Source organism: Halomarina salina, from assembly GCF_023074835.1.
Lineage (GTDB): Archaea > Halobacteriota > Halobacteria > Halobacteriales > Haloarculaceae > Halomarina > Halomarina salina.
Genome location: NZ_JALLGW010000002.1, coordinates 24,849 through 45,576 on the forward strand (window position 1 = coordinate 24,849; position 20,728 = coordinate 45,576).

General features: G+C 69.2%; 16 protein-coding genes, 1 tRNA gene and 1 pseudogene. 8 read left to right on the plus strand and 10 right to left on the minus strand.

All coding sequences use genetic code 11. The features are described 5' to 3' along the window. Window positions 1-20: 20 nt before the first annotated feature. A complete protein-coding gene (locus MX571_RS15910; RefSeq protein ID WP_247418573.1) occupies window positions 21-2,216 on the plus strand; it encodes a S9 family peptidase in 2,196 nt (731 codons plus the stop codon). Between the two features lie 21 nt (window positions 2,217-2,237). Here MX571_RS15910 and MX571_RS15915 read toward each other — a convergent pair whose 3' ends face one another. The 8 genes from MX571_RS15915 to MX571_RS15950 all read right to left on the minus strand — a co-directional run bounded on the left by MX571_RS15915 (window position 2,238) and on the right by MX571_RS15950 (window position 9,685). Further along, entirely contained in the window at window positions 2,238-3,026 is a 789-nt protein-coding gene (locus MX571_RS15915; RefSeq protein WP_247418574.1) for an ABC transporter ATP-binding protein, read from the minus strand. After that, a complete protein-coding gene (locus MX571_RS15920) occupies window positions 3,023-4,093 on the minus strand; it encodes an ABC transporter permease (protein ID WP_247418576.1) in 1,071 nt (356 codons plus the stop codon). The genes MX571_RS15915 and MX571_RS15920 overlap by 4 nt, the downstream gene beginning before the upstream one ends. Window positions 4,094-4,157: 64 nt before the next feature. After that, window positions 4,158-5,255 carry a hypothetical protein gene (locus MX571_RS15925; RefSeq protein WP_247418577.1) on the minus strand — a complete coding sequence of 366 codons (1,098 nt, stop codon included), beginning with the start codon at window positions 5,253-5,255 and terminating at the stop codon, window positions 4,158-4,160. Window positions 5,256-5,391: 136 nt separating this feature from the next. Beyond that, window positions 5,392-5,967, minus strand: a complete 576-nt coding sequence (locus tag MX571_RS15930) for an MBL fold metallo-hydrolase (RefSeq protein WP_247418579.1) — start codon at window positions 5,965-5,967, stop codon at window positions 5,392-5,394. A 68-nt stretch (window positions 5,968-6,035) separates the two neighbouring features. Continuing rightward, on the minus strand, window positions 6,036-6,704 hold the full coding sequence (locus MX571_RS15935; RefSeq protein WP_247418581.1) for a helix-turn-helix domain-containing protein: 669 nt from the start codon (window positions 6,702-6,704) through the stop codon (window positions 6,036-6,038). Window positions 6,705-6,781: 77 nt separating this feature from the next. Then, on the minus strand, window positions 6,782-7,558 hold the full coding sequence (locus MX571_RS15940) for a creatininase family protein (protein ID WP_247418582.1): 777 nt from the start codon (window positions 7,556-7,558) through the stop codon (window positions 6,782-6,784). An 89-nt stretch (window positions 7,559-7,647) separates the two neighbouring features. Further along, the gene (locus tag MX571_RS15945) at window positions 7,648-9,282 is read right to left on the minus strand and encodes a hypothetical protein (protein ID WP_247418583.1); all 1,635 of its coding nucleotides are present in this window, start codon (window positions 9,280-9,282) and stop codon (window positions 7,648-7,650) included. A gap of 52 nt (window positions 9,283-9,334) precedes the next feature. Further along, the gene (locus MX571_RS15950; RefSeq protein ID WP_247418584.1) at window positions 9,335-9,685 is read right to left on the minus strand and encodes a cupin domain-containing protein; all 351 of its coding nucleotides are present in this window, start codon (window positions 9,683-9,685) and stop codon (window positions 9,335-9,337) included. A gap of 118 nt (window positions 9,686-9,803) precedes the next feature. Between MX571_RS15950 and thyA the strand changes: the two genes are divergently transcribed. Together thyA and MX571_RS15960 are read left to right on the plus strand one after the other, a co-directional pair. Continuing rightward, a complete protein-coding gene (gene thyA / locus MX571_RS15955; RefSeq protein WP_247418585.1) occupies window positions 9,804-10,811 on the plus strand; it encodes a thymidylate synthase in 1,008 nt (335 codons plus the stop codon). Between the two features lie 2 nt (window positions 10,812-10,813). Then, the gene (locus MX571_RS15960; RefSeq protein WP_368409061.1) at window positions 10,814-11,356 is read left to right on the plus strand and encodes a dihydrofolate reductase; all 543 of its coding nucleotides are present in this window, start codon (window positions 10,814-10,816) and stop codon (window positions 11,354-11,356) included. 43 nt (window positions 11,357-11,399) lie between these two features. Here the strand turns inward: MX571_RS15960 and MX571_RS15965 are convergent, their stop codons facing one another. After that, window positions 11,400-12,272: an ABC transporter permease gene (locus MX571_RS15965; protein ID WP_247418586.1), complete on the minus strand. Its 873-nt coding sequence runs from the start codon at window positions 12,270-12,272 to the stop codon at window positions 11,400-11,402. Beyond that, entirely contained in the window at window positions 12,269-13,345 is a 1,077-nt protein-coding gene (locus MX571_RS15970; RefSeq protein ID WP_247418594.1) for an ABC transporter ATP-binding protein, read from the minus strand. The genes MX571_RS15965 and MX571_RS15970 overlap by 4 nt, the downstream gene beginning before the upstream one ends. 195 nt (window positions 13,346-13,540) lie before the next feature. Here MX571_RS15970 and MX571_RS15975 point away from each other — a divergent pair, with 195 nt between their 5' ends. The 5 genes and pseudogenes from MX571_RS15975 to MX571_RS15995 all read left to right on the plus strand — a co-directional run bounded on the left by MX571_RS15975 (window position 13,541) and on the right by MX571_RS15995 (window position 20,645). Continuing rightward, complete coding sequence (locus MX571_RS15975; protein ID WP_247418596.1) at window positions 13,541-13,729, plus strand: HVO_2922 family protein; 189 nt, start codon at window positions 13,541-13,543, stop codon at window positions 13,727-13,729. Between the two features lie 121 nt (window positions 13,730-13,850). Beyond that, complete coding sequence (locus MX571_RS15980) at window positions 13,851-15,692, plus strand: acyl-CoA dehydrogenase family protein (RefSeq protein WP_247418598.1); 1,842 nt, start codon at window positions 13,851-13,853, stop codon at window positions 15,690-15,692. Between the two features lie 128 nt (window positions 15,693-15,820). Beyond that, a pseudogene (locus tag MX571_RS15985) lies at window positions 15,821-18,856 on the plus strand (FAD-binding and (Fe-S)-binding domain-containing protein); the annotation flags it as partial. Window positions 18,857-19,274: 418 nt separating this feature from the next. Beyond that, window positions 19,275-20,504, plus strand: coding sequence for a DUF7345 domain-containing protein (locus MX571_RS15990; RefSeq protein ID WP_247418600.1), 1,230 nt, complete (start codon window positions 19,275-19,277; stop codon window positions 20,502-20,504). A 66-nt stretch (window positions 20,505-20,570) separates the two neighbouring features. After that, window positions 20,571-20,645 (plus strand) — tRNA-Glu (locus MX571_RS15995). Window positions 20,646-20,728 lie beyond the last annotated feature (83 nt).

Consider the following 20,728-nt stretch of genomic DNA (forward strand, 5'->3'; position numbering starts at 1 on the left):
GCGGCCCGACAGCCCCAGACATGGACCCAGTCCCCACGGCGGCCTACTACGACCGGACGCTGGTCGAGTCCCCCACGCTCTCCCCCGACGGCGACCGCGTCGCGTTCGTCGCCCGGGAGTTCGACCCCGACGAGGACGAGCGGCGCTCGTCGGTGTTCGTCGCCCCGACCGACGGCTCGCGGGAACCCCACCGGCTCACGCGGTCCTCGGACGCCTCCTCCCCCACGTTCTCGCCCGACGGCTCGACGCTGGCCGTGCTGATGACCCGCGACCGGGACCTGGCGCTCCGGGTCGGCCGCGACGCCTCGGACGCTGACGACGGCGAGAAAGCGAGAGACGACGGCGAGACTGACGCGGACGAGGGCGACGAGACAGGCGAGGAGGGTCAGTCCGCCGACGAGGACGAGGCCGACGACGATTCTGGGAGTGACGACCGGGCGAGCGGCGACCGTCGGTCGCAGGTGTGGACGTTCGACCTGGAGTGGGGCGGGGACGCCAGGCAGGTGACCACCCGCGAGCACGGCGTCGGCGAGTTCGACTGGTCGCCGTCGGGCGACCGCCTCGTCATCGCGGCGCGCGACCCGACGGACGACGAGCAGGCGGCCCTCGACCAGCGCGACGAGGGCGGCCCCATCGAGACCGAACGCCTCCAGCACAAACGCGACGGCTCGGGCTGGCTCGACACCGTGCGGACGTACCTGTTCGTCGTGGACGTAGAGACCCGCGACACCGAACGCCTGGACGAGACCGGCCTCCGACCGAGTGCGGGGGAGGCCACGACGGGTCGTCAGCCAGCGTGGGGACGGGCGGGTATCGCGTTCCTCGGCTACGACGGCGCGGCTCCCGACGACACGTACGCGACCGACGTGTTCCTCGCCGACCCCGACGACGGGAGCGTCGAGTGCGTCACGAGCGGTGAGGCGACCCGTCGGTCGCCGACGTGGAGTCCCGACGGGAGCCGTCTCGCGGTCCGCGCTCGGGACCCCGAGAACTGGTACCGACCGGAGGAACTCCGCGTACTCGACCCCGAGACGGGCGAGGAACGAGACGTCTCGGCGGGCCTCGACCGGACGCTCGGCTGGGCGGCCCCGCGCTGGCTGGACGACGAGTCCCTCGTCTGTCTGCTCGGCGACGGCGGCTGGTCACGGTTCGCGCGGTTCCACCTCGACGGGGACCCCGAACGTGTCTACGAGTCGCAGTCACGCGCCGAGACGCTCCGGGCGTTCGACCACGCCGAGGGGACGCTCGCGGTCACGCTGAGCGACCCCGAATCGGGGACCGAACTCTACACGATGCCCGTCGCGGCGCTCGACGAGAGCGCAGGGGAGAACGACGGGCACGAGGAACGAACGCGACTGACCGCGGCGACCGACCCGCTGGTCGACGAGTACGGCCCGCTGAACGCTCGCCGCGTCGAGTTCGACTCCGACGGCCAGTCCGTCGAGGGTATCGCCTACTACCCGGCCGACTTCGACCCGAACGACCCCGACCCGCGGCCGTTCCTGCTCGACATCCACGGCGGACCGATGAGCTACGACGCACCTGGGTGGGACTTCGACGCCCTGTTCTGGACGACGCGGGGGTACGTCGTCTTCCGCGTCAACTACCGCGGGTCCACCTCCTACGGACGTTCGTTCTCCGAGCAGCTGAAGGGGCGCTGGAACACGCTGGAGGTGCAGGACCTCCAGGCGGGCGTCGACTGGATGATCGATGCGGGGTGGGCCGACCCCGAACGTCTGTTCTGCACGGGGTTCTCCCAGGGCGGCGTCAACACCGCCTACCTCGTGACGCGTACCGACCGGTTCGCCGCCGCGGCGGCCGAGCACGGCGTCTACGACCTCGCCTCCTCGTTCGGGACCGACGACAGCCAGAACTGGCTGGAGGCCGACTTCGGCCTCCCGTGGGAGAACCCCCAGGGCTACCGCGACGCCTCCTCGATAGCCGACGTGGGGAACGTGCGGACGCCGCTGCTCGTCACGGCCGGCGAGAACGACTGGCGCTGTCCGCCGACCCAGGCCGAGCAACTGTACGTGAGCGTCCGCAAGCAAGGAGTAGACGCGAAACTGGTCGTCTACCAGGGCGAGCACCACGCCATCACCGACCCGGACCGGGCCATCCACCGACTGGAGGAACTGGAGTCGTGGTTCGGACGCTACGGCGGCCCGACCGCCGGGGAGAGCGGAGACGACGCCGGAGACGAACCGAGCGAGAACTGAGTCGCGGGGCCAGCGGACCGTTCACTCGACGGTGTCACTGCTGCCGACGTCGACCGCACCAGCGTCGCTCCCGTCGTCCGAGCCGTCTCCCCCGCCGTTCCCGGCGACCAGGTCGACGTAGGACCGCTGGAGCGAGTCGGGGTCGAGCGCCGACGACGCGAGCGTCTCGGCCCGTTCGTCGACCACCACGCGCCCCGACTCCACCACGGTCAGGTGGTCGAGCACGGGTCCGAACTCGTCGAGTCTGTGCGTCGAGACGAGCGCCGCCCGCTCGTCGGTGACGTAGTCGTCGAGGAGCGCGACGAGCTCCGCCCGCGAGACGTCGTCGACGTCGGACATCGGTTCGTCGAGGACGAGCAGTCGCGGCTCCTTCTGGAGCGCCAGCGCCACGTCGAGTTTCTTGGCGAACCCGCCGGAGAGGTCGCCCGCGAGTCGGTCGCGCTCGCGGTCGAGTCGCAGTCGGGCCAGCACGTCTTCGAACCACGGTCCGGGGTCGGCCCCGGTGATGTCGCCGAACACGTCCAGGTTCTCGCCGACGGTGAGGTCGGGGTAGAACGTCGGCGTCTGGAACCCGCAGCCGACGGTCGAGCCGTGGCACTCCACGGACCCACCCGAGGGACGGGTGAGACCGAGTGCGACCCGGACGAGCGTGGACTTCCCGGAGCCGTTCGGGCCGACGAGACAGTGGACGGTACCGGTGTCGACGGACAGCGAGACGCCGTCGAGTGCCGCGGTGTCGCCGTATCGTTTCTCTACCTCGTCGAAGGTGAGTAGCGGCTCGGTCGTGTCCGCGTCGCTCGTGTCCGTCATCTGACCCTCCGATAGCGGACGATGCTCAGTTCGAGCAGGACGAACGCACCGAGCGTGACCAGCGCCAGTCCGGCGAACCAGTCGAGGAAGTCGGTGACGGTCATCCCCTTGAGCATCGAGGAGCGAGCGACGATGGTCGCGTAGTGCAGCGGACTCGCGCGGGCGATCTCCCGCCGAATCGGGGAGAAGAACCCGGCCGGGTAGATGGTGTTCGAGAACGCCAGCAGACCGAACAGCACGACGATGTTGACGAACCGGCCGACGACGTCGAACCGGAACAGGAGCATGATGGCCGTGCTGAGCGCGACGAGTCCGAGGAACGTCAGCAGGTACGCGAGGATGGCGGCGGGAGCGACCCCGGTGTTCGCGTAGCCGAGCCAGCCGCTCATCAGGTGGACGACGGCCATCGGGACGAACAGCAGCGCTCCGAAGAACAGCACCTTGCTGGCGACGACCGCCTCCAGCGACGCCTCGACCTCCAGCCTGTCGAGGACCTGTCGCTCGTTGGCGAGGTTGTACGGGACGTAGGCGAACGCGAACAGCAACACGACGAGCAGGAGTCCGACGGGGACGAGGTACTCCGAGAGGCTGTGTTCGGGGCCGACCACCTCGCGTTCGACGGTCACGTCGGCGGGGAGCGTCCGCTGGAGCGGGTAGTCGAGGACGCTGACGATTGCCTCCGACGCCTCGTGGTACGGGACGATGGAGCCGTCGACGTAGAACGTGAAGTTCGCCGTGACTCCCTCGTCGGTCAGGTCGGGCGGTACTTCGAGGACGGCGTACACCTGTTCGCGTCTCAGCGCGTCGAGTCCCGCCTCGGTGTCCTCGTAGCGTCGCGGGTCCGAGAACAGCGTCACCGCCGCGGTGGCGATGTCCAGGTCGTCCTCAGACACCGAGTCGTCGGCGGGGACGACGGCGACCGGCGAGTCACGCGGGATGACCTGGTCGAACGCGGTCGTCGTGTAGACGAACCCGCCGGGGAGGATGAGCAGCAGCAGACAGAGCGTGGCGAGGTTGTGTCTGCTCCAGCGGAGTTCCTTCCGGAGCAAGGAGCGGAGGCGGCGCATGGTTCTGACGAGCGGGTTACGACAGGTCGGGAGAACGGAAAGTTGAGTGTGTCGATTGGTCGACTCAGTACGTCGAGCCAGCGGTGCCGGTCATGGGCATCGCCAGCATCCGGTAGTAGAGGCGGACCAGGTCGGCCACCTCGTCGACCGGTTGCTCGAAGGTGAGCGAGACCCGCGACCCGTCGCGTTCGACCGTCACGTCCCGGAGCGCCTCCTTCGCCGTCTCGTTCTCGATACCTCCTCTCAGCACTGCGACGCCGCCCTCGGTCACGTCCTGCACGTCCTTCGCGTTCTCGGAGCCGCCAGCGTTCATGCCGACCGTCAGTCCGACGCTGTCGCCCTCGGAGTAGTACGACCCGGAGACGTACCGAACGTCGGAGAAGACGTTCATTTCGAGCCCCGAACCGGTGTTCTCGTAGGCAGCGTCGGGGATCTGCTGCTGGGGGATCTCCATCGCGAACTGGAGGAAGCCGTCGTGGGTGGCGTCGTACTGTTCGCGGAGTTCGCCGCCGAACGACGACCCGTCACCAGCGGCGACCGCGAGCGTGTCGTTGACGGCACCGGGCGACCCGACGACGTAGACGCCGTCGTCGATGACGCCGATGTGCTGGTCGGTTCCGAACGCGGCGGACTCATTCGGTTTGTAGACGGTGTAGCCGTTCACGGTCGTCTCCTCGTACGGGCGGTACTCGGATTCGGTGGCGTTGACGAACTCGTCGGTCGACCAGTCCGAACTGACGATGACACCGTTGTACTGGTCGCCAGTCGAAGCGACGCCGGTCGAGTTCGTGTTACCGAACACGACCGCTTCGTGGAACCCGTCTGCGCTCAGGTCGCCGGAAGCGGAGTCGTTCTCGACGGCCTCCATCGCCTCCTCGTAGCTTTCCGGCCCGTCGTACCGCTCCGACGCGTTCGCCTGCGTCTCCAGTGCCGCGTTCGCCAGCTGTTTGGTGCTGTCGTCGTCGACGACCGCGCTGTCGAAGCGCATCACCATCGTCGCGTTCTCGGGAACGTTGTCGACGAGGTCGGCGTCGTCGCCGAGGACGCCGTCGACGTCGACCGTACCGGTGTACACCGCACCCGCACCGGCGCCCGTGAGGACGAGCAGGCCGGCGAGTGCGATCTTTACCTTCTGCGCCAGGAGAATCTCTGAGAGTGCCATGGTCGGGAGGGTTCCGGTCGGGAACCGTGTCTACGGTGAATTTTCGACAGGACCGACTAATCAGTTTCGGTGATAGTCCCGTTCGGATGCCTTCTCTTTCCAGTCCCGACGGACGAAAGCCTGGTTCCGACGGCGGTCAGCCCATCCGTGCGGACTGCGCCGCGAGTTCGACGTGCGCTCGGGCCTCGCCGTCGACGCTCGGCCCGTGACCGACGTACAGGTCGTCGCCCTCTGCCACGTGGTCCAGCACGTAGTCGATGCTCTCGACGAGTCGCGACCGGTCACCCTCGGCGAGATCGGTGCGACCGAACCCGCCGCCAGCGAACACGAGGTCGCCGCCGAACAGGACGCCCGCGTCGGGCGAGTGGAAGCAGAGGTGGTCGTCCTTGTGGCCCGGCGTGTGGAGCGCGACGTACTCGTGGTCGCCGAGGACGACGGTGTCGCCGTCCGCGATGGCGTGGTCGACCCCCGGCTGGTCGGTGTCGAACCCCCACGCGTCGACCCCGAACGCCTCCTTCACCGCGTCGAGGTTGCCGACGTGGTCGGGATGCGTGTGGGTGAGGACGACGGCGTCGAGGCCGTCGACCCGGTCCCGGACGCGCTCGACGACGTCGAACTCGTTGCCCGGGTCGACGAGGACGGTCCGCTCGCCGCTGACGAGGAAGGCGTTGCTGGTGAACCCCTGGACGCCCTGTGCGAGGTTGGATATCACGGGCGGTCGTTGGACCGAGGCCGGTTAGAGCGTGTCGCTCGGGAGCCGTGGTGAGAGCGAGATGTATCTCACTCCGACTCGACGTCGGCGAGGTCACCGGCCACGAGCGCCTCCTCGACGAGGTTCCCGTGCCCTCGTCGGAGACGGTCGGCGGCGGCCTGCGCGGAGACGTCGAACGACGACCCCAGCTCCTCGGTCGTCACGCCGTGCGGGAAGTCGTAGTAGCCCTGTTCGAAGGCGGTGACGAGCGTCTCGTGTTGCGGTCCGGTCAACCCGAACCGGTCACGGTTCGAGTCGCTCGTCTCGTAGATGGCGTCGACGGTCATCGACAGCCCCTCGTCGTCGGCGAACTCGTGGGTGCGCTGGAGGGCGTCCCGGCCGGGGAAGAACAGTCGCATCGACCACTCGTCGTCGGTGCCGACGGCCGAGAGCACCGTCGCGTCCTGCTCGGCCAGGGCGTGGGCGACGACCGCGACCTTCGACCCCCACGACATGCGGTAGAGTCGCTCGCCGTCGAACTCCGAGAGTCGCGACAGCGAGTCGACGGAGGCGTCGTCCTCGAACGACTCGTGGAGGGCGTCGAAGTCGTCGGCCGTCACCCAGAGGAACGGCACGAGGTGGTCCGCGCTGTGCGCGACCACGCGTTGTATCTCGACGTTCGTCGAGGGGACCGCACGGAACGTCTCGTGGAGCGCGAACTCGTTCACCGGAAGTCGTATCTCGGTCATCGTGCCCATACGGGTCTCACCGGATGAGTGCTCGCCCCCGACCCATAGCCGTTCGGCTTGATGCACGTGGGCGTTGACGGAGCCGACTACACGTGGTCGGCCGGGAGGAGCGCCGACCGGTCGCGCTCGGCGAGCCACTCGCAGAGTTCCACCAGCTGGTCTGTCGCGGCCTCGAACAGCTCCTCTCCCTTCTCGGCGGTCGCGTCCGTCTGGTCGCCGAACACGCCGTTCGCGGAGTTCTCGACGGAGTCGTAGAACGTCCGCGACCCGTTCCGGCGGGCCTGCTCGGCCTCCGCGTCGAAGTCCGCCCAGCCGTCGTCGCGGGCGGCTTCGAGACGGTCCTCTCGGACGAGGTCCGGGCGGAGGTACTGTATCATCGCCGTCTCCTTCGGCCCGCCGTGGGGACCGTTGCGCTCGAAGCTGTCGTTCACGAGGTCCGGGATCGACTCGTCCCACATCCACTCCAGAGCGTAGGCGTCGCCAGCGTCGTGGAGTCGCCGTCCGACCTCCCGGAGGTGCTGGACGTTCCCCCCGTGGGCGTTGACGAACACGATGCGGTCGACGCCGTGGTAGGTGAGGTTGCGCGCCAGCGAGGTCATGTAGTCGCGGAACGCGGGCGCGTCGACCCACATCGTTCCGTGGAACTGGCGGTGGTGGGGGCTGACGCCGATCTTCACCGTCGGCGTGCAGAGGTAGCCCGTTCGCTCGGCCGCCTCGCGGGCGTACGCCTCGGCGATGAGGTGGTCGGTCGCCTCCGGCAGGTGCGGGCCGTGCTGTTCGGTGCTGCCGACGGGGACGATGGCCAGCGACTCCCGGTCGAAGTAGTCGCCCAACTCCTCCCACGTGTGGTCGGCCAGGTACATACCGCGGATTCACCGGGCGCTGTCAAGAAACTACGCGAGACGGTGGTATCGCCCGGACGAGACGCGTGGAGCGTCGGCAGGAACTCGCCTCAGCGCTCACGCTCCAGCACCGTCCCGCCCGTACCGACGGCGACCGCCCGACTCGAATCGACCGCGACCGCCGTGAGGTCGGCGTCGGTCGCCACGAGGCACTCCTCCCAGTCGCCCGTCCCGCTCCGTTCCGCGAGCGTTCCACCCGGCCCGCAGGCGACGCCGTACTCCGTCTCACCGTCGGCAGCGTCACCGCCGACGACCGCTATCCCGTCGAGCGACCCGTCGAGGACCCGTCGCGGCGTCCACACGGCACCGTCGTACTCGAACAGGCGGCCGTCGCTCGCGCCGACGAGGACGCGGTCGGCGGCGAGCGGTGCGAGCGCGGTGAACGAACAGTCGGCGTCCTCCACGCCGAGGTCGGACCACGACTCGCCCGCGTCGCGAGTGACGAACACCGACCCGTTCGTGTCACAGCAGTAGCCCGCCTCCGGACCGAACGCGAGCGCGGCCACGCTCGACCCGCTCCCGGGTTTGACCGGGTCGCCCCACGCGACCCGACCCTCGTCGTACCGGCCACGGAGCACCGCACCGGAGCCGTTGGCGAGCACGACCGTCTCCCCGCCCGCCGGTCCCGTCGCCGCGACGGCGGTCAGGTTGTCCGTCAGGTCGTTCGGCGCGGAGTGGTCGGTGAACCGCCCCGCCTCCACGTCGTAGCGGCCGACCGCGCCGCTGTCGCCCGCGACCCACACCGCCGCGTCGTCGTCGGTCGAGCCGACCCCGTGGAGCGCGTTCCCCGCCGTTCCGGGGCCGTCGTTGAGCAGTCGTTCCCAGTCGTCGCCGCGATCCGCGACGACCACGCCCTCGTCGCCGACGGCGTACGCACCGTCCGCCGTGACCGCGACGCTCCGAAGCGCCCGGTCGGTCGAGACGGAGACCGGCCCCCAGCGCTCCTCTGAGCCGGCCCCGTCGTCGGTGTCGCTGTCGGTATCGCCGTCTGCGTCCGAGTCGCCGTCTGCGTCCGAGTCGCCGTCTGCGTCCGAGTCGCCGTCTGCGTCCGAGTCGCCGTCTGCGTCCGAGTCGCCGTCCGAGTCCGTGCCGCTATCACCGTCAGAATCACTGTCCGAATCCGAGTCACCGTCCGAGTCCGAATCGGTGTCCGAGTCGCAGTCACCGTCAGAATCCGAATCGGTGTCGCTGTCCGAGTCGGTGTCCGTATCGCTGTCAGCGTCACCGTTCGTGTCGGTATCCGCGTCGGCGTCCGCTCCTCCCCGACTCCCGTCTGGTTCGGCGGTGACGGCCGTACCACCTCTGGGCGGGCCCTCACCGACGGTGTCGGAGACTGGTGTCTCGCGGGCCGCCGACTCGCCGCGGTCCGTCGTCCCAGCCTCCTCCGCACCGCTGGGTCCGTCACCAGCACTGGTCGCTCCCTCGGCACCAGCGGTCGCGGTGTCCGAGGTCGCTCGTTCCGGAGTCGGGTCTCCCGCGGCCGCGTCGCCCGCGGTCGAGTCGCGGGTGAGGTAGAGGTACAGCGGCGGGAGGACGTAGGTCAGTATCGCGAGGATCGCGAACCCCCAGTGGACGAACGTCAGGAGACCGAGCGCGGTCAGCGCCACCGTCGTCGCCGTGTGAATCGCGGTGCTGACGTACGCGCGATAGAAGGTCGGGAACCCCTGGTCGGTGGGCAGTGCCATCTGGTCGTGGTGGAGACACCCGAGCGGGATGAGCGTTCGGCCAGCGAACTGCTCAGACCGTACTCGCGACGACGACCCGGACCGTCCCGTCGCTCCGGTTGACGAGTTGCCGCGACTGTTCGGGCGGGATGCTGACCGCCTCGTACTCCTCCAGCGTGAGCGACTCGACCGCACCCGACGGGAGCAGGCAGTCGACGTCCACCGCCCCCTGCACCGCGAGATACACCGACTCGCAGTCACAGCCAGCGTGGTCGTACTCGGTTCCGCGGCGGCCGGGCGCGAGTTCGACGACGGAGACGCTCAACCGCTCGCAGCCGAGCAGTTCGCGCAGCGGCCACATCTCCCCGCCTTCGTCCTCGATGACCGACCGCGTCTCCCCGATTCCAGCGGTCTTGTACGCCATATGAGACGGTGGACAGTTTCGAATATCAACGTGTCGCCCGCTGATGCAACGTCACGCGACGGACGAGCGCAGGCCGACAATCATTATGTGAAGGCAACCTGACCGTCGACAACGACCGATGCACGCCTACCTCGACCTCGTCCGTCGCGTCCTCGAAACCGGGGGGTACAAACCCAATCGGACGGGCGTGGACACCGTCTCCGCGTTCGGCCAGCACTACCGCGTCGACCTTCAGGAGGGGTTCCCCCTGCTGACGACGAAACGGCTCTCGGACTTCCGCTGGAACTCGCTGGTCCACGAACTGCTCTGGTACCTCTCGGGGGAGGAGCACATCCGCACCCTCCGCGAGGAGACGGGCATCTGGAACGCGTGGGCCGACGACGACGGGCGACTCGACACCGCCTACGGCCGGTTCTGGCGGCGCTACCCGGTCCCCGACTCCGGTCTCGACGGCGAGTCCTGGCCCGACGACGCCCACCGCTGGACGCAGGAGGACGAGGGCGGCCGGACGTTCGACCAGTTGCAGTACGTCCTCGACACGCTCCGCGAGAACCCCAACTCCCGGCGGATGGTCGTCAACGCGTGGCACCCCGCCAACGCGGCCGTCTCGACGCTCCCGCCGTGTCACTACACGTTCGTCTTCAACGTCCAGGGCGACCGACTGAACTGCCACCTCACCCAGCGCTCGGGCGACGTGGCCCTCGGCGTCCCGTTCAACGTCGCCGCGTACGCCCTCCTCACGCACGCCGTCGCCCAGCAGACCGGGTTCGAGGTCGGCGAGTTCAGCCACAGCGTCGTCGACGCCCACGTCTACTGCGGCGAGGGCGACCGCGGCGCGTGGTACGACGACAACCTCGACGAGTTGCAGTCGCGCCTCCGGGCAGTCGAGAACCGCAGCGAGTACGAGCGGGTCCGCGAGTGGGTCGAGGAGACCGCACCGGCCGAGGCCGAGGACCGCGAGCGCTACGACCACGTCCCCGGACTGCTGACGCAACTCTCGCGCGAGCCACGCGAACGCCCACGCGTCGAGGTGGCGGACGTGCCGCTCGACGAGTTGACGTTCGAGGACATCCGGTTGCACGACTACGACCCGGCCGACGGTATCCGGTTCGCCGTGGCAGAGTGACCGTGGCGGACGAATCGGCACCCGCGACGGACGAGCGGGTCACCATCACGCTCGTCGCTGCCGTCGCCGCCAACGGCGTCATCGGGCGCGACGGCGGGATGCCATGGCACCTGCCCGAGGACATGGCGCACTTCAAGGAGACGACGGCGGGCCACCCGGTCGTGATGGGTCGCCTGACCTACGAGTCCATCGTCGCGGACCTGGGCGGTCCGCTGCCCGACCGGACGAACGTGGTTCTCACGTCGCAGGGCGTCGACGCGGACGCCGAGAACGTCGCGCAGGTCGGGAGCGTCGAGGAAGCTGTGGCGGTCGCTGCCGCCGACGCTGGTGAGCGTGGCGTCGAGACGGTGTACGTCGTCGGTGGCGAGACGGTGTACGAGCAGATCCTGCCCCACGCCGACCGACTCGTGCTGACCGAACTCGACGACGAGTACGAGGGCGACACGCGCTTCCCCGAGTGGAACCGGGAGGCGTTCACCGAGGTCGACCGAGACGTACGCGACGGGTTCGCGTTCGTCACGTACGAGCGCGTCGCGGAGAAGTGAGGAGCGTCGAGGAAGAGGGACGGAGAGACGACCTGTCGGGAGTTCAGACTCGCGCCGAAGAGGCGCGGGTCAGCATGTACACCGCCAGCGCGCCGAGGACGACGTCGAGTGCGACGAGCACCGCGAGGTCGGGGGCGAGCGCGCTCCAGTTCCAGCCCTCCAGCATCAGCGTGCGGGTCGCGTCGACGCCGTAGGTGATGGGGTTGAGGCGGGCGACGACCTGCATCCACCCCGGCAGCGACTCGACCGGCAGGAACGCCGAGGAGACGAACAGGAGGGGGAAGACGAGCAGGTTCGCCCCGATGATGGTCGACTCCTGGTCGCGCGTCACCAGCGCGAGGACGTTCGAGAACGCCGTGAACCAGAGGCTGAACAGGACGGCGACGCCGACCATCGCCAGCGCGCCGAGCACGCCCGTCTCGACGGTCGCCCCGAGGACGACGCCGAGGACGATGATGAGCACGCCCTGCACCGCGACGCGGACCATCTCCGAGAGCGTCTTGCCGACGAACACCGCCGAACGGCGCATCGGCGTGACCAGCACCTTCTCGAACATCCCGTTCTCGACGTCGTTGACGAGGCCGATACCGGACGAGGAGGCGGCGATGAGGGCGACCTGGATGACGATGGCCGGGACGAGGAACGTCAGGTAGCCGACGCCCGCCGCGTCGCCGATTGCCGCGCCGACGACGCCGCCGAACACCTCCGAGAACAGCAGGAGGAAGACGACGGGCTGGACGACGCTCCCGACGACGATGAACGGGTTCCGGAGCGCCTTGAGGTTCCAGCGCTTGAAGTTCACCCACACCTCGGCGAGGTACGACGGGGGCTGAGCGACGTCGGCGGACGACGCCAGCGTCTCGTGGACCTGAGGGTCCTCGACGCTCGCGGTTCGGGTGCTCGCACCGCTACTCATCGCGCCACCTCCGAGGCGGCCACGTCGTCCGGTGTCTCACGGTCCTCGTCCTCGTCGTCGGAACGGGCTGGCGCGCCGGTGATGGCGAGGAACACGTCGTCGAGCGTCGGCGAGCGGACGTTGAACCCCTCGACGACGATACCGGCGTCGCGCAGGGCGACCAGCAGGTCGGTCCCGACCCGGCGGGCGCGCTGGGCGGTGACGCTCAGCCCCGACTCGGTCCGGGAGACGGACCCCTCGCCGTCGAGCAGCCCGGAGTCGTGGACGACGCCTTCGGCGCGGGCGAGCGTCGCGTCGCTCGGGTCGACGAGGTCGACGTCGAGCACGTCGCCGCCGACGCGCGCTTTCAGCTCCTCGGGCGTCCCGAGCGCGACGATGCGGCCGTCGTCGATGACGGCGATGCGGTCGCAGAGCTGGTCGGCCTCTTCGAGGTACTGCGTGGTGAGGAACACCGTCGTCCCCTCCTCGTTGATGCGCCGGAAGTAGTCCCAGAGGCGGTTCCGGGCCGTGGGGTCCAGCCCGGTGGTCGGTTCGTCGAGGAAGACGAGCGGCGGGCGGTGGACGAGCGCCGTCGCCACGTCGAGGCGCTTCTTCATCCCGCCGGAGTAGGTCTTGGCCTGCTCGTCGGCGACGTCGGCGAGGTCCACGAGTTCGAGGAGTTCGTCGATGCGCGCGGCGCGCTCGCTGCGCGGGACGCCGTACGCCTCGCAGGCGAACCGGACGTTCTCGCGGGCCGTGAGTTCGAGGTCGACGCTCGTCTCCTGGGCCATGTAGCCGATGGACGAGCGGAGCGCCCGCCGGTCGCGGCGCACGTCGAAGCCGTTGACGGTCACCGACCCGCCGGTCGGGTCGAGGAGCGTGACGAACGCCTTGATGGTCGTGGTCTTGCCCGCGCCGTTCGGACCGAGGAAGCCGAAGAACTCCCCCTCGGGGACGGTGAGGGAGACGCCCTTCACGGCCTCTGTGCCGGAGGCGTAGGTCACCGAGACGTCCTCGGCGCGGATGGCCGCGCGGTGGGGCGTCGGGTCGGCGGAATCGCTGTTGTCGCTGGTCGTCGAGGATACGGGATGCATGGAGTCTCCGCCCGGACCGACCGTCTCACTCCCTCCGCGACTGGCGCGGTGGCTGGCGACGTATCGATACGGTACTATCCGATAGGAGGCGCTCTGAGCGCTTAAACCCGACTGTGGCCGCGATGCTAGCAGCGAACAGTCTATCCGCCCGCACGCTGACGGGGTGTTTTATTCGAAAACGGCGTCAGTAGAAGTATGTCCCACGCGACATTCGAGCTGTACGAGGACGCGGCAGGCAAGTACCGCTGGCGACTCGTCCATCGGAACGGGAACATCATCGCGGACTCCGGCGAGGGGTACGTCAACGAGAGCGACGCGCGCAACGGCATCCACAGCGTGCGCTCGAACGCACCCGAAGCAGCGACGGTCGAGACCGAGGACTGAGCCGAGAGCGACGACCGAGCGCAGCGAACCGCCGCAGCCGACCGTGGCGGCGAGTAAACCACTCGTCAGTCGTGGTCGGTTCTGCATCGTTTTTTGTTGACGTGTCCCCAAGCGTGCCAGCATGTCACGGGACCCCATCGACTACGGCGCGCTCGACGCCGGGCGAGACTGCAACTACTGGGCGCTCGACCGGACCCTCCAGCGAGTCGCGGAGCGGGCGTACCCGGAGGCGGACTACGACTGGGCGGCCGAGCGGCTGGACTGGCTGGGCGAGCAGACAGGGACGCGCATCGCGGACAACAGCGAGGCAGTCGAGCGCCACCCGCCGGAACTCGACACCTACGACGACATGGGCGAGGTGCTGAACCACGTCGAGTACCACCCCGCGCTCGCCGACACGGAACTGGCGACGTACTGCGAGTTCGGCCTCGCACACGACGTGTTCCACGCCCCGGAGGGGCGGGACGAACCGCTCGGTCTGACCCACGCTATCGCGGGCGAAGCCATCCTCTCGTACGCCGACCCCGGTTTCGTCTGCCCCGCGTCGATGACCGTCGGCGCGGCCATCGTCCTCGACCGGTTCGGGCGGGACGACCCACGGACCGAACGCTACCTCGACGCGCTGACGAGCGACGACCCCGATGAGTACGTCGAGGGCGCGATGTTCCTCACGGAGAAGCAGGGCGGGAGCGACGTCGGGGCGAACGAGACCACCGCCGTGGCCACGAACGAGGAGGGCGTCTACGAACTCACCGGCGAGAAGTGGTTCTGCTCGAACATCGACGCCGAGGGGACGCTGGCGCTCGCCCGCCGCGAGGACGCCCCCGAGGGGACGAAAGGACTCTCGCTGTTCGTCGTCCCGCACACGCTCGACGACGGGGGCACCCCACGCGGCGAGGGCGACGACGCGCGCCTCAACGACCAGTTGTACCGCCGCCTGAAGGACAAACTCGGGACGCTGTCGGTGCCGACGGGGGAGGTCGAACTGCGCGGCGCCACGGGCTACCTCGTCGGCGAACCCGAACGCGGCTTCGAGTACATGACCGAGATGCTCAACTTCGAGCGCCTGTCGAACGCTGCGGCGTCGGTGGGCATCATGGGTCGCTGCCTGCTGGAGTCGAAGGTGTACGCCGCCGACCGCGAGGCGTTCGGCCAGACCATCGACCAGTACCCGCTGATGCGCCGCGACCTCGTGGAGATGAGCGTGGACTACGAGGCCGCGACGGCGTTCGTGTTCGCCGCCTCGCGCCTGCTCGACGACTACCGCGAGGCGGTGCTGGCCGCGGACACCGTCGAGGAGGCGCACCAGTCCGAAGCGTTCCGCCTGATGCGGATGCTCGTCCCGGTCGCCAAACTCCGGACCGCCCGCGAGTCGGTCGAGACGGCCTCCTACGCCTGTGAAGTGCTGGGCGGGAACGGCTACGTCAGCGGCTTCACCACCGAGCGGATGCTTCGAGACGCGCAGGTGCTCCCCATCTGGGAGGGCACCTCGAACATCCTCTCGCTGGACCTGCTGCGCGTCCTCGCGAAGCAGGCCAGCCACGAGGTGTTCGTCCCGGCCGTCGAGGAGCGACTCGACGCGGCCGCCGACCACCCCGAACTGGCCGACACCGTCGAGACGGTCCGCGCGGAACTGACCGACCTCCAGACGGCGATGGGGACGCTCGCCACCGAGGACCGCGACTACGCCCAGCTGCAGGCCAAGGAGCTGGCGAACTACGTCTACGACGTGTTCTCGGCCGCCGAACTGCTCGCCATGGCCGCCGAGGACCTCGAGGCAGGCGACGGGCGGCGGGCGCTCGTCGCCCGCGAGTTCGTGCGCCAGCAGTTCGGCCGGGAGGAGGGTCGCGGCATCGCGTCGGGCGACCGCCTTCCGCTCGACCACTTCGACGCCGTCGTCCGGTACGCCGTGGTCGACCCAGCCGACCTCTCGACGGCGGAGACTGCCCCCGCAGACGACTGAGGCGGGTCGTCTTTTGTAGACGGTCATCCGAGGGCGACCCGCGACGCGACCACCGACCGGACGCGTCCCCCGCGACACAATCCCCCGACGGTACGCGGTTTTTTATCCTCGGACGGGGAGGGGACCGTATGGCACTCGGGGAGCGACCGCAGGACCCGGCGGCGGATCCGCGGTCGACGTACGACTACGAGATGGGCGACGTCGCCCGCCCGGGGCTCGTCGACGACCTCGAATCGCTCGTCGACGGCGAGGTCCGGTTCGACGAGTACTCCAGAACGCTGTACGCCACCGACGCCAGCGCCTACGAGATGCTCCCGGTCGGCGTCGTCTACCCGACGGACACCGAGGACGTGGCGGCGGTGATGCGCTACTGTGCGAAGCGGACGATTCCGGTACTCCCCCGCGGGGGCGGGACGAGTCTCGCCGGGCAGACGGTCAACCAGGCGGTCGTCCTCGACTTCACGCGCCACATGGACAGCGTGACGGACGTCAGCCCCGGACGACGGCGAGCGACCGCGCAGGCGGGGACCATCCTGGGCGAACTGAACCGGGACCTCGCCGACCACGACCTGAAGTTCGCCCCCGACCCCGCGTGGGCCGACAAGTCCGCCATCGGCGGCGCGGTCGGCAACAACTCGACGGGCGCGCACTCGCTGGTGTACGGCAAGACCGACGCCTACGTCGAGTCCTGCGAGGTCGTCCTCGCCGACGGACACGTCACCCGGTTCGGCGAGATAGCCGTCGACGAACTGCGCGAGAAGGCCGACCCCGAGAGCGACGCGTGGGGCGACGGTCCCGAGAGTTCCCTGCTCCCGCGCATCTACGCGGAGGTCGTCCGCATCCTCGACGAGGAGGCCGAGGAGGTAGACCGGCGCTACCCCGACCTGAAGCGGAACGTCTCGGGGTACAACCTCGACGTGCTGGTCGAGGAGGGGCGCGAGGACGGCGTCGTCAACCTCGCGCGCCTGCTCGCCGGGAGCGAGGGGACGCTCGCCGTCGTCACCGAGGTGACCGTCTCGCTGGAACTCGTCCCCGAGACGAAGGCCGTCGCGCTGTTGACCTACGACACGCTGCTGGACGCGCTGGAGGACGTCGAACCCATCCTCGACCACGACCCGGCGGCCGTCGAGGTGATGGACGACGTGTTGCTGGACCTCGCCCGCGACACCCCCGAGTTCGCGGACGTGGTCGGACTGCTCCCGGAGGGTACCGGGTCGGTACTGCTCGTGGAGTTCTACGCCGACAGCGACGAGGAGGGCCAGCAGTTCGTCGCGGACCTCGTCGCCGACCGGGTGGGCGACGTGGAGACGGTGGCGACGCCGACCGAGGGCGCGAGCGAGCGGACGACGAAGGACCGCTACGCGAGTCACGCGCTGGAGGCCCACGACGACGACGACCGCGCGCAGTTCTGGAAGATGCGGAAGTCCGGCCTCCCCATCCTGCTGTCGCGGACGACCGACGAGAAACACGCCTCGTTCATCGAGGACACCGCGGTTCCGGCCGAACACCTCCCGGCGTTCGTCGAGGAGTTCGAGGCGGTGCTGGAGGAGGAGGGGACGTTCGCGTCGTACTACGCCCACGCCGGACCGGGCGTCCTGCACATCCGGCCGCTCGTCAGCACGAAGACCGAGAACGGCCTGGAGTCGTTCCACGCCATCGCCGACGCGGTGACGGACCTCGTCGTCGAGTACGGTGGGTCGGTGTCGGGCGAACACGGCGACGGGCGCGCCCGAACCCAGTGGAACCGGCGACTGTACGGCGACCGCCTCTGGAAGGCGTTCGGCGAGTTGAAGACCGCCTTCGACCCGGAGTGGCTGCTCAACCCCGGCAACGTCTGCGGCGACCACGACATGCGCCGCCACCTGCGCTACGACCCCGACTACGAGTTCGACGCCGGGTTCGAGCCGACGCTGAACTGGGAGAACGAGAACGGGATGCAGGGGATGGTCGAACTCTGTCACGGCTGTGGCGGCTGTCGCGGCTCGCAGGAGACGACCGGCGGTGTGATGTGCCCGACCTACCGCGCGATGGACGAGGAGGCGCTGTCGACGCGCGGGCGGGCCAACGCGCTCCGCAACGCGATGTCCGGGACGCTCCCGGAGGACCCGACGGACGACGAGTTCGTCGAGGAGGTGATGGACCTCTGTATCGGCTGCAAGGGCTGTTCGAAGGACTGTCCGAGCGGCGTCGACATGGCGAAGCTGAAGGCCGAGGTGGAGTACGAACACCGCAAACGCCACGGTTCCAGCCTCCGCGACCGCCTCTTCGCCAACGTGGACGCGGTGAACCGCCTCGGGTCCGCGTTCGCGCCGCTGGCCAACGCCCTCACGGGCCTCCCCGGCGCGGGCCGACTGCAGGAGTCGCTGCTCGGCATCGCCAGCGAGCGGAAACTCCCGTCGTTCGCCAGCGAGACGTTCGAGGACTGGTGTTCGCGCCGGACGCCCGACATCGCTCCCGAGGCGGCCGACCGCAAGGTGTTGCTGTTCCCGGACACGTACACCAACTACAACCGCCCGGCGGCCGGGAAGGCGGCCGTCGAGGTGCTCGAAGCCGCTGGCGTCCACGTGCAGGTCCCCGACGTGGGGCCGAGCGGCCGGGCCGCCCACTCCAAGGGGATGCTCGGCGTCGCCCGCGAACGAGCGCAGGCCGTCGTCGACGACCTTGCACCGCGGGTCCGGGACGGCTGGGACATCGTCGTCCTCGAACCCTCCGACGCCGTGATGCTGCAACACGACTACCTCGACCTGCTGTCCGGGCCGGACGTCGAACACCTCTCGGAGAACGTCTACGGGTTCTCCGAGTTCCTCGATGTCCACCGCATCGACGAACGCCTTCCCCTCTCCGGAACGGGGTCGCTGACCTACCACGGCCACTGTCACCAGAAGTCCACGCTGAAGGACCACCACGCCGTCGGCGTCCTCCGGCGGGCGGGCTACGACGTGGACCCCATCGACTCGGGCTGCTGCGGGATGGCGGGCAGTTTCGGGTACGAGGCCGAACACTACTCGATGAGCCGGGCCATCGGCGACGTACTGGTCGGACAGGTGGAGGCGTCGGTCGGCGAGCGAGTCGTCGCCCCCGGCGCGTCCTGCCGGTCGCAACTGGAGTCGTACGACGAGCGACCCGACCACCCCGCCGAACTGCTCCACGAGGCCGTCGCGATGTGGGAACGCGGCCAGGACGTCGGGGCGACGGAGAGCGTCGACGTGGTCCGGACCGACGAGGACGGGGCGACGGACGGCCGGGCGGGGAAAAGCGACGGAGCGGAGTCGTCCACTGCGTCGTCCGACGGGCCTCCGACGGCCGAGGGCGACCGACCGACCGGGGAGTGGGTCGACGTCGTCCGCACCGACGACGAGCGGACCTCGGGCAGTCGCTCGCGTCGACCCACTACCGAGGACGAACCGGACGATACAGCCGACGAGACGCCCGACGAGCACGGCGACGACCGGTCGTAGCGGCCGACCGTCGCGTCGTTCCGAGACCCCTAGCGAAGTTATCGCCCCCTACACATGTGAATAGAGGTAACATAACGAGCGCTGTCCGTGCGGATTTTATACCTCGCGGGCTACCGGACGGCAGATGCAACGGGTGCTGATGGTCTGCGTGCTCGCCCTCTTGCTGGCGCTCCAGCCGTTGACGGCCGTCGCGGGCACGACACCCGCGAACGCCACACAACAGGAGTTCGAGCGCGAGGAGTTCACCATCCACGTCTCGGAGAACGGCTCCGCGCGCTGGACGTTCAGCTACAAGCGCGTGCTGTCGAGCGAGTCGGAACGCGAGCAGTTCGAGGCGTACGCCGAGGAGTTCAACGGCGAGGAGACCCGGTCGTACCGGAACTTCGTCGCCCGCGCCGAGGCGCTCGTCGGAGCCGGTGCCAACGAGACGGGTCGCGAGATGAACGCGACGGGGTTCTCGAAGGAGGCGTACGTCCGCACCGGTGTCAACGACCTGGGGGTCGTCGAGATGTCGTTCCGGTGGAACGGCTTCGCCGCGCAGTCGGGCGACCGGGTGACCGTCGGCGACGTGTTCGAGGGCGGCCTCACGCTGGCGCCGAACCAGACCCTCATCGTCACGTGGGACGAGGGACTCGCGCCCACGTCGGTCGACCCCGACCCGAGACAGGCGACCGACAACGCGCTCGTCTGGCAGGGACGGACCGGCGGCGCACAGTTCCTCGACCAGCAGCCGCGAGTCGTGTTCGGTCCCGCGACGGGCAACGGGTCGGCGACGCCGGACCTCTCCGAGGGTAACGGCAGTGGCCCGAATCAGGACGCGGGCGGGGGTGACGGGTCGGGACTCACCACCGACGCCGCAGGGAGCGGCGGCGGGTCCGACCTCCCGGTCTGGCCGTTCGCGTTCGGTGCGATCGTCCTCGTCGCGCTCGGTGGGCTGGCGTTCCGCCACGGCTACCTCGACGACGAGTTCGACGACGGGGACGCTACCGGCGCGAGTGACGGCGGTGACGGAGGCGGCGACGGTCGCGCCGGAGCCAGCGATGGTGGGAGTGACACACCACCGACCGAGCAGACCGGGGAGGAGACGTCGGAACCGCCCGAACCGGCCATCACGGACGAGGAGCTGATGAGCGACGACGACCGGGTCCACTCGCTGCTGGCGGAGAACGGGGGGCGGATGAAGCAGGTGAACATCGTCGAGCGGACCGGCTGGTCGAAGTCGAAGGTGAGCATGCTCCTCTCGGAGATGGAGGAGGAGGGCGAGATTCACAAGCTCCGCGTGGGTCGCGAGAACATCATCTCGCGGACCGGTGACGAACCGAACGCGAGCCGACCGACGTTCGACGACGAGTGACAAACGCACCACGAAACGCAATCGTTATACGTCGTTCTCGGATACGTTAGCGTGCAGACGAAGCGTGCTCTGATGGTGTAGTCCGGCCAATCATATCACCCTCTCACGGTGATGACCGGGGTTCGAATCCCCGTCGGAGCACTTTTCCACGACCAGACCGCGAGCGACGGCGAGCGTGTCTGGTCGCAAGATACGGAGACGGGATTCGAGCAGACGAGGCGCAA

What these genes read in the sequence shown, in the direction of transcription:
- MX571_RS15910 (WP_247418573.1), top strand. Translation starts at nt 21, where the DNA reads ATGGACCCAGTCCCCACGGCGGCCTACTACGACCGGACGCTGGTCGAG.
- MX571_RS15915 (WP_247418574.1), bottom strand. Translation starts at nt 3,026, where the DNA reads ATGACGGACACGAGCGACGCGGACACGACCGAGCCGCTACTCACCTTC.
- MX571_RS15920 (WP_247418576.1), bottom strand. Translation starts at nt 4,093, where the DNA reads ATGCGCCGCCTCCGCTCCTTGCTCCGGAAGGAACTCCGCTGGAGCAGA.
- MX571_RS15925 (WP_247418577.1), bottom strand. Translation starts at nt 5,255, where the DNA reads ATGGCACTCTCAGAGATTCTCCTGGCGCAGAAGGTAAAGATCGCACTC.
- MX571_RS15935 (WP_247418581.1), bottom strand. Translation starts at nt 6,704, where the DNA reads ATGGGCACGATGACCGAGATACGACTTCCGGTGAACGAGTTCGCGCTC.
- MX571_RS15940 (WP_247418582.1), bottom strand. Translation starts at nt 7,558, where the DNA reads ATGTACCTGGCCGACCACACGTGGGAGGAGTTGGGCGACTACTTCGAC.
- MX571_RS15945 (WP_247418583.1), bottom strand. Translation starts at nt 9,282, where the DNA reads ATGGCACTGCCCACCGACCAGGGGTTCCCGACCTTCTATCGCGCGTAC.
- MX571_RS15950 (WP_247418584.1), bottom strand. Translation starts at nt 9,685, where the DNA reads ATGGCGTACAAGACCGCTGGAATCGGGGAGACGCGGTCGGTCATCGAG.
- thyA (WP_247418585.1), top strand. Translation starts at nt 9,804, where the DNA reads ATGCACGCCTACCTCGACCTCGTCCGTCGCGTCCTCGAAACCGGGGGG.
- MX571_RS15965 (WP_247418586.1), bottom strand. Translation starts at nt 12,272, where the DNA reads ATGAGTAGCGGTGCGAGCACCCGAACCGCGAGCGTCGAGGACCCTCAG.
- MX571_RS15970 (WP_247418594.1), bottom strand. Translation starts at nt 13,345, where the DNA reads ATGCATCCCGTATCCTCGACGACCAGCGACAACAGCGATTCCGCCGAC.
- MX571_RS15975 (WP_247418596.1), top strand. Translation starts at nt 13,541, where the DNA reads ATGTCCCACGCGACATTCGAGCTGTACGAGGACGCGGCAGGCAAGTAC.
- MX571_RS15980 (WP_247418598.1), top strand. Translation starts at nt 13,851, where the DNA reads ATGTCACGGGACCCCATCGACTACGGCGCGCTCGACGCCGGGCGAGAC.
- MX571_RS15990 (WP_247418600.1), top strand. Translation starts at nt 19,275, where the DNA reads ATGCAACGGGTGCTGATGGTCTGCGTGCTCGCCCTCTTGCTGGCGCTC.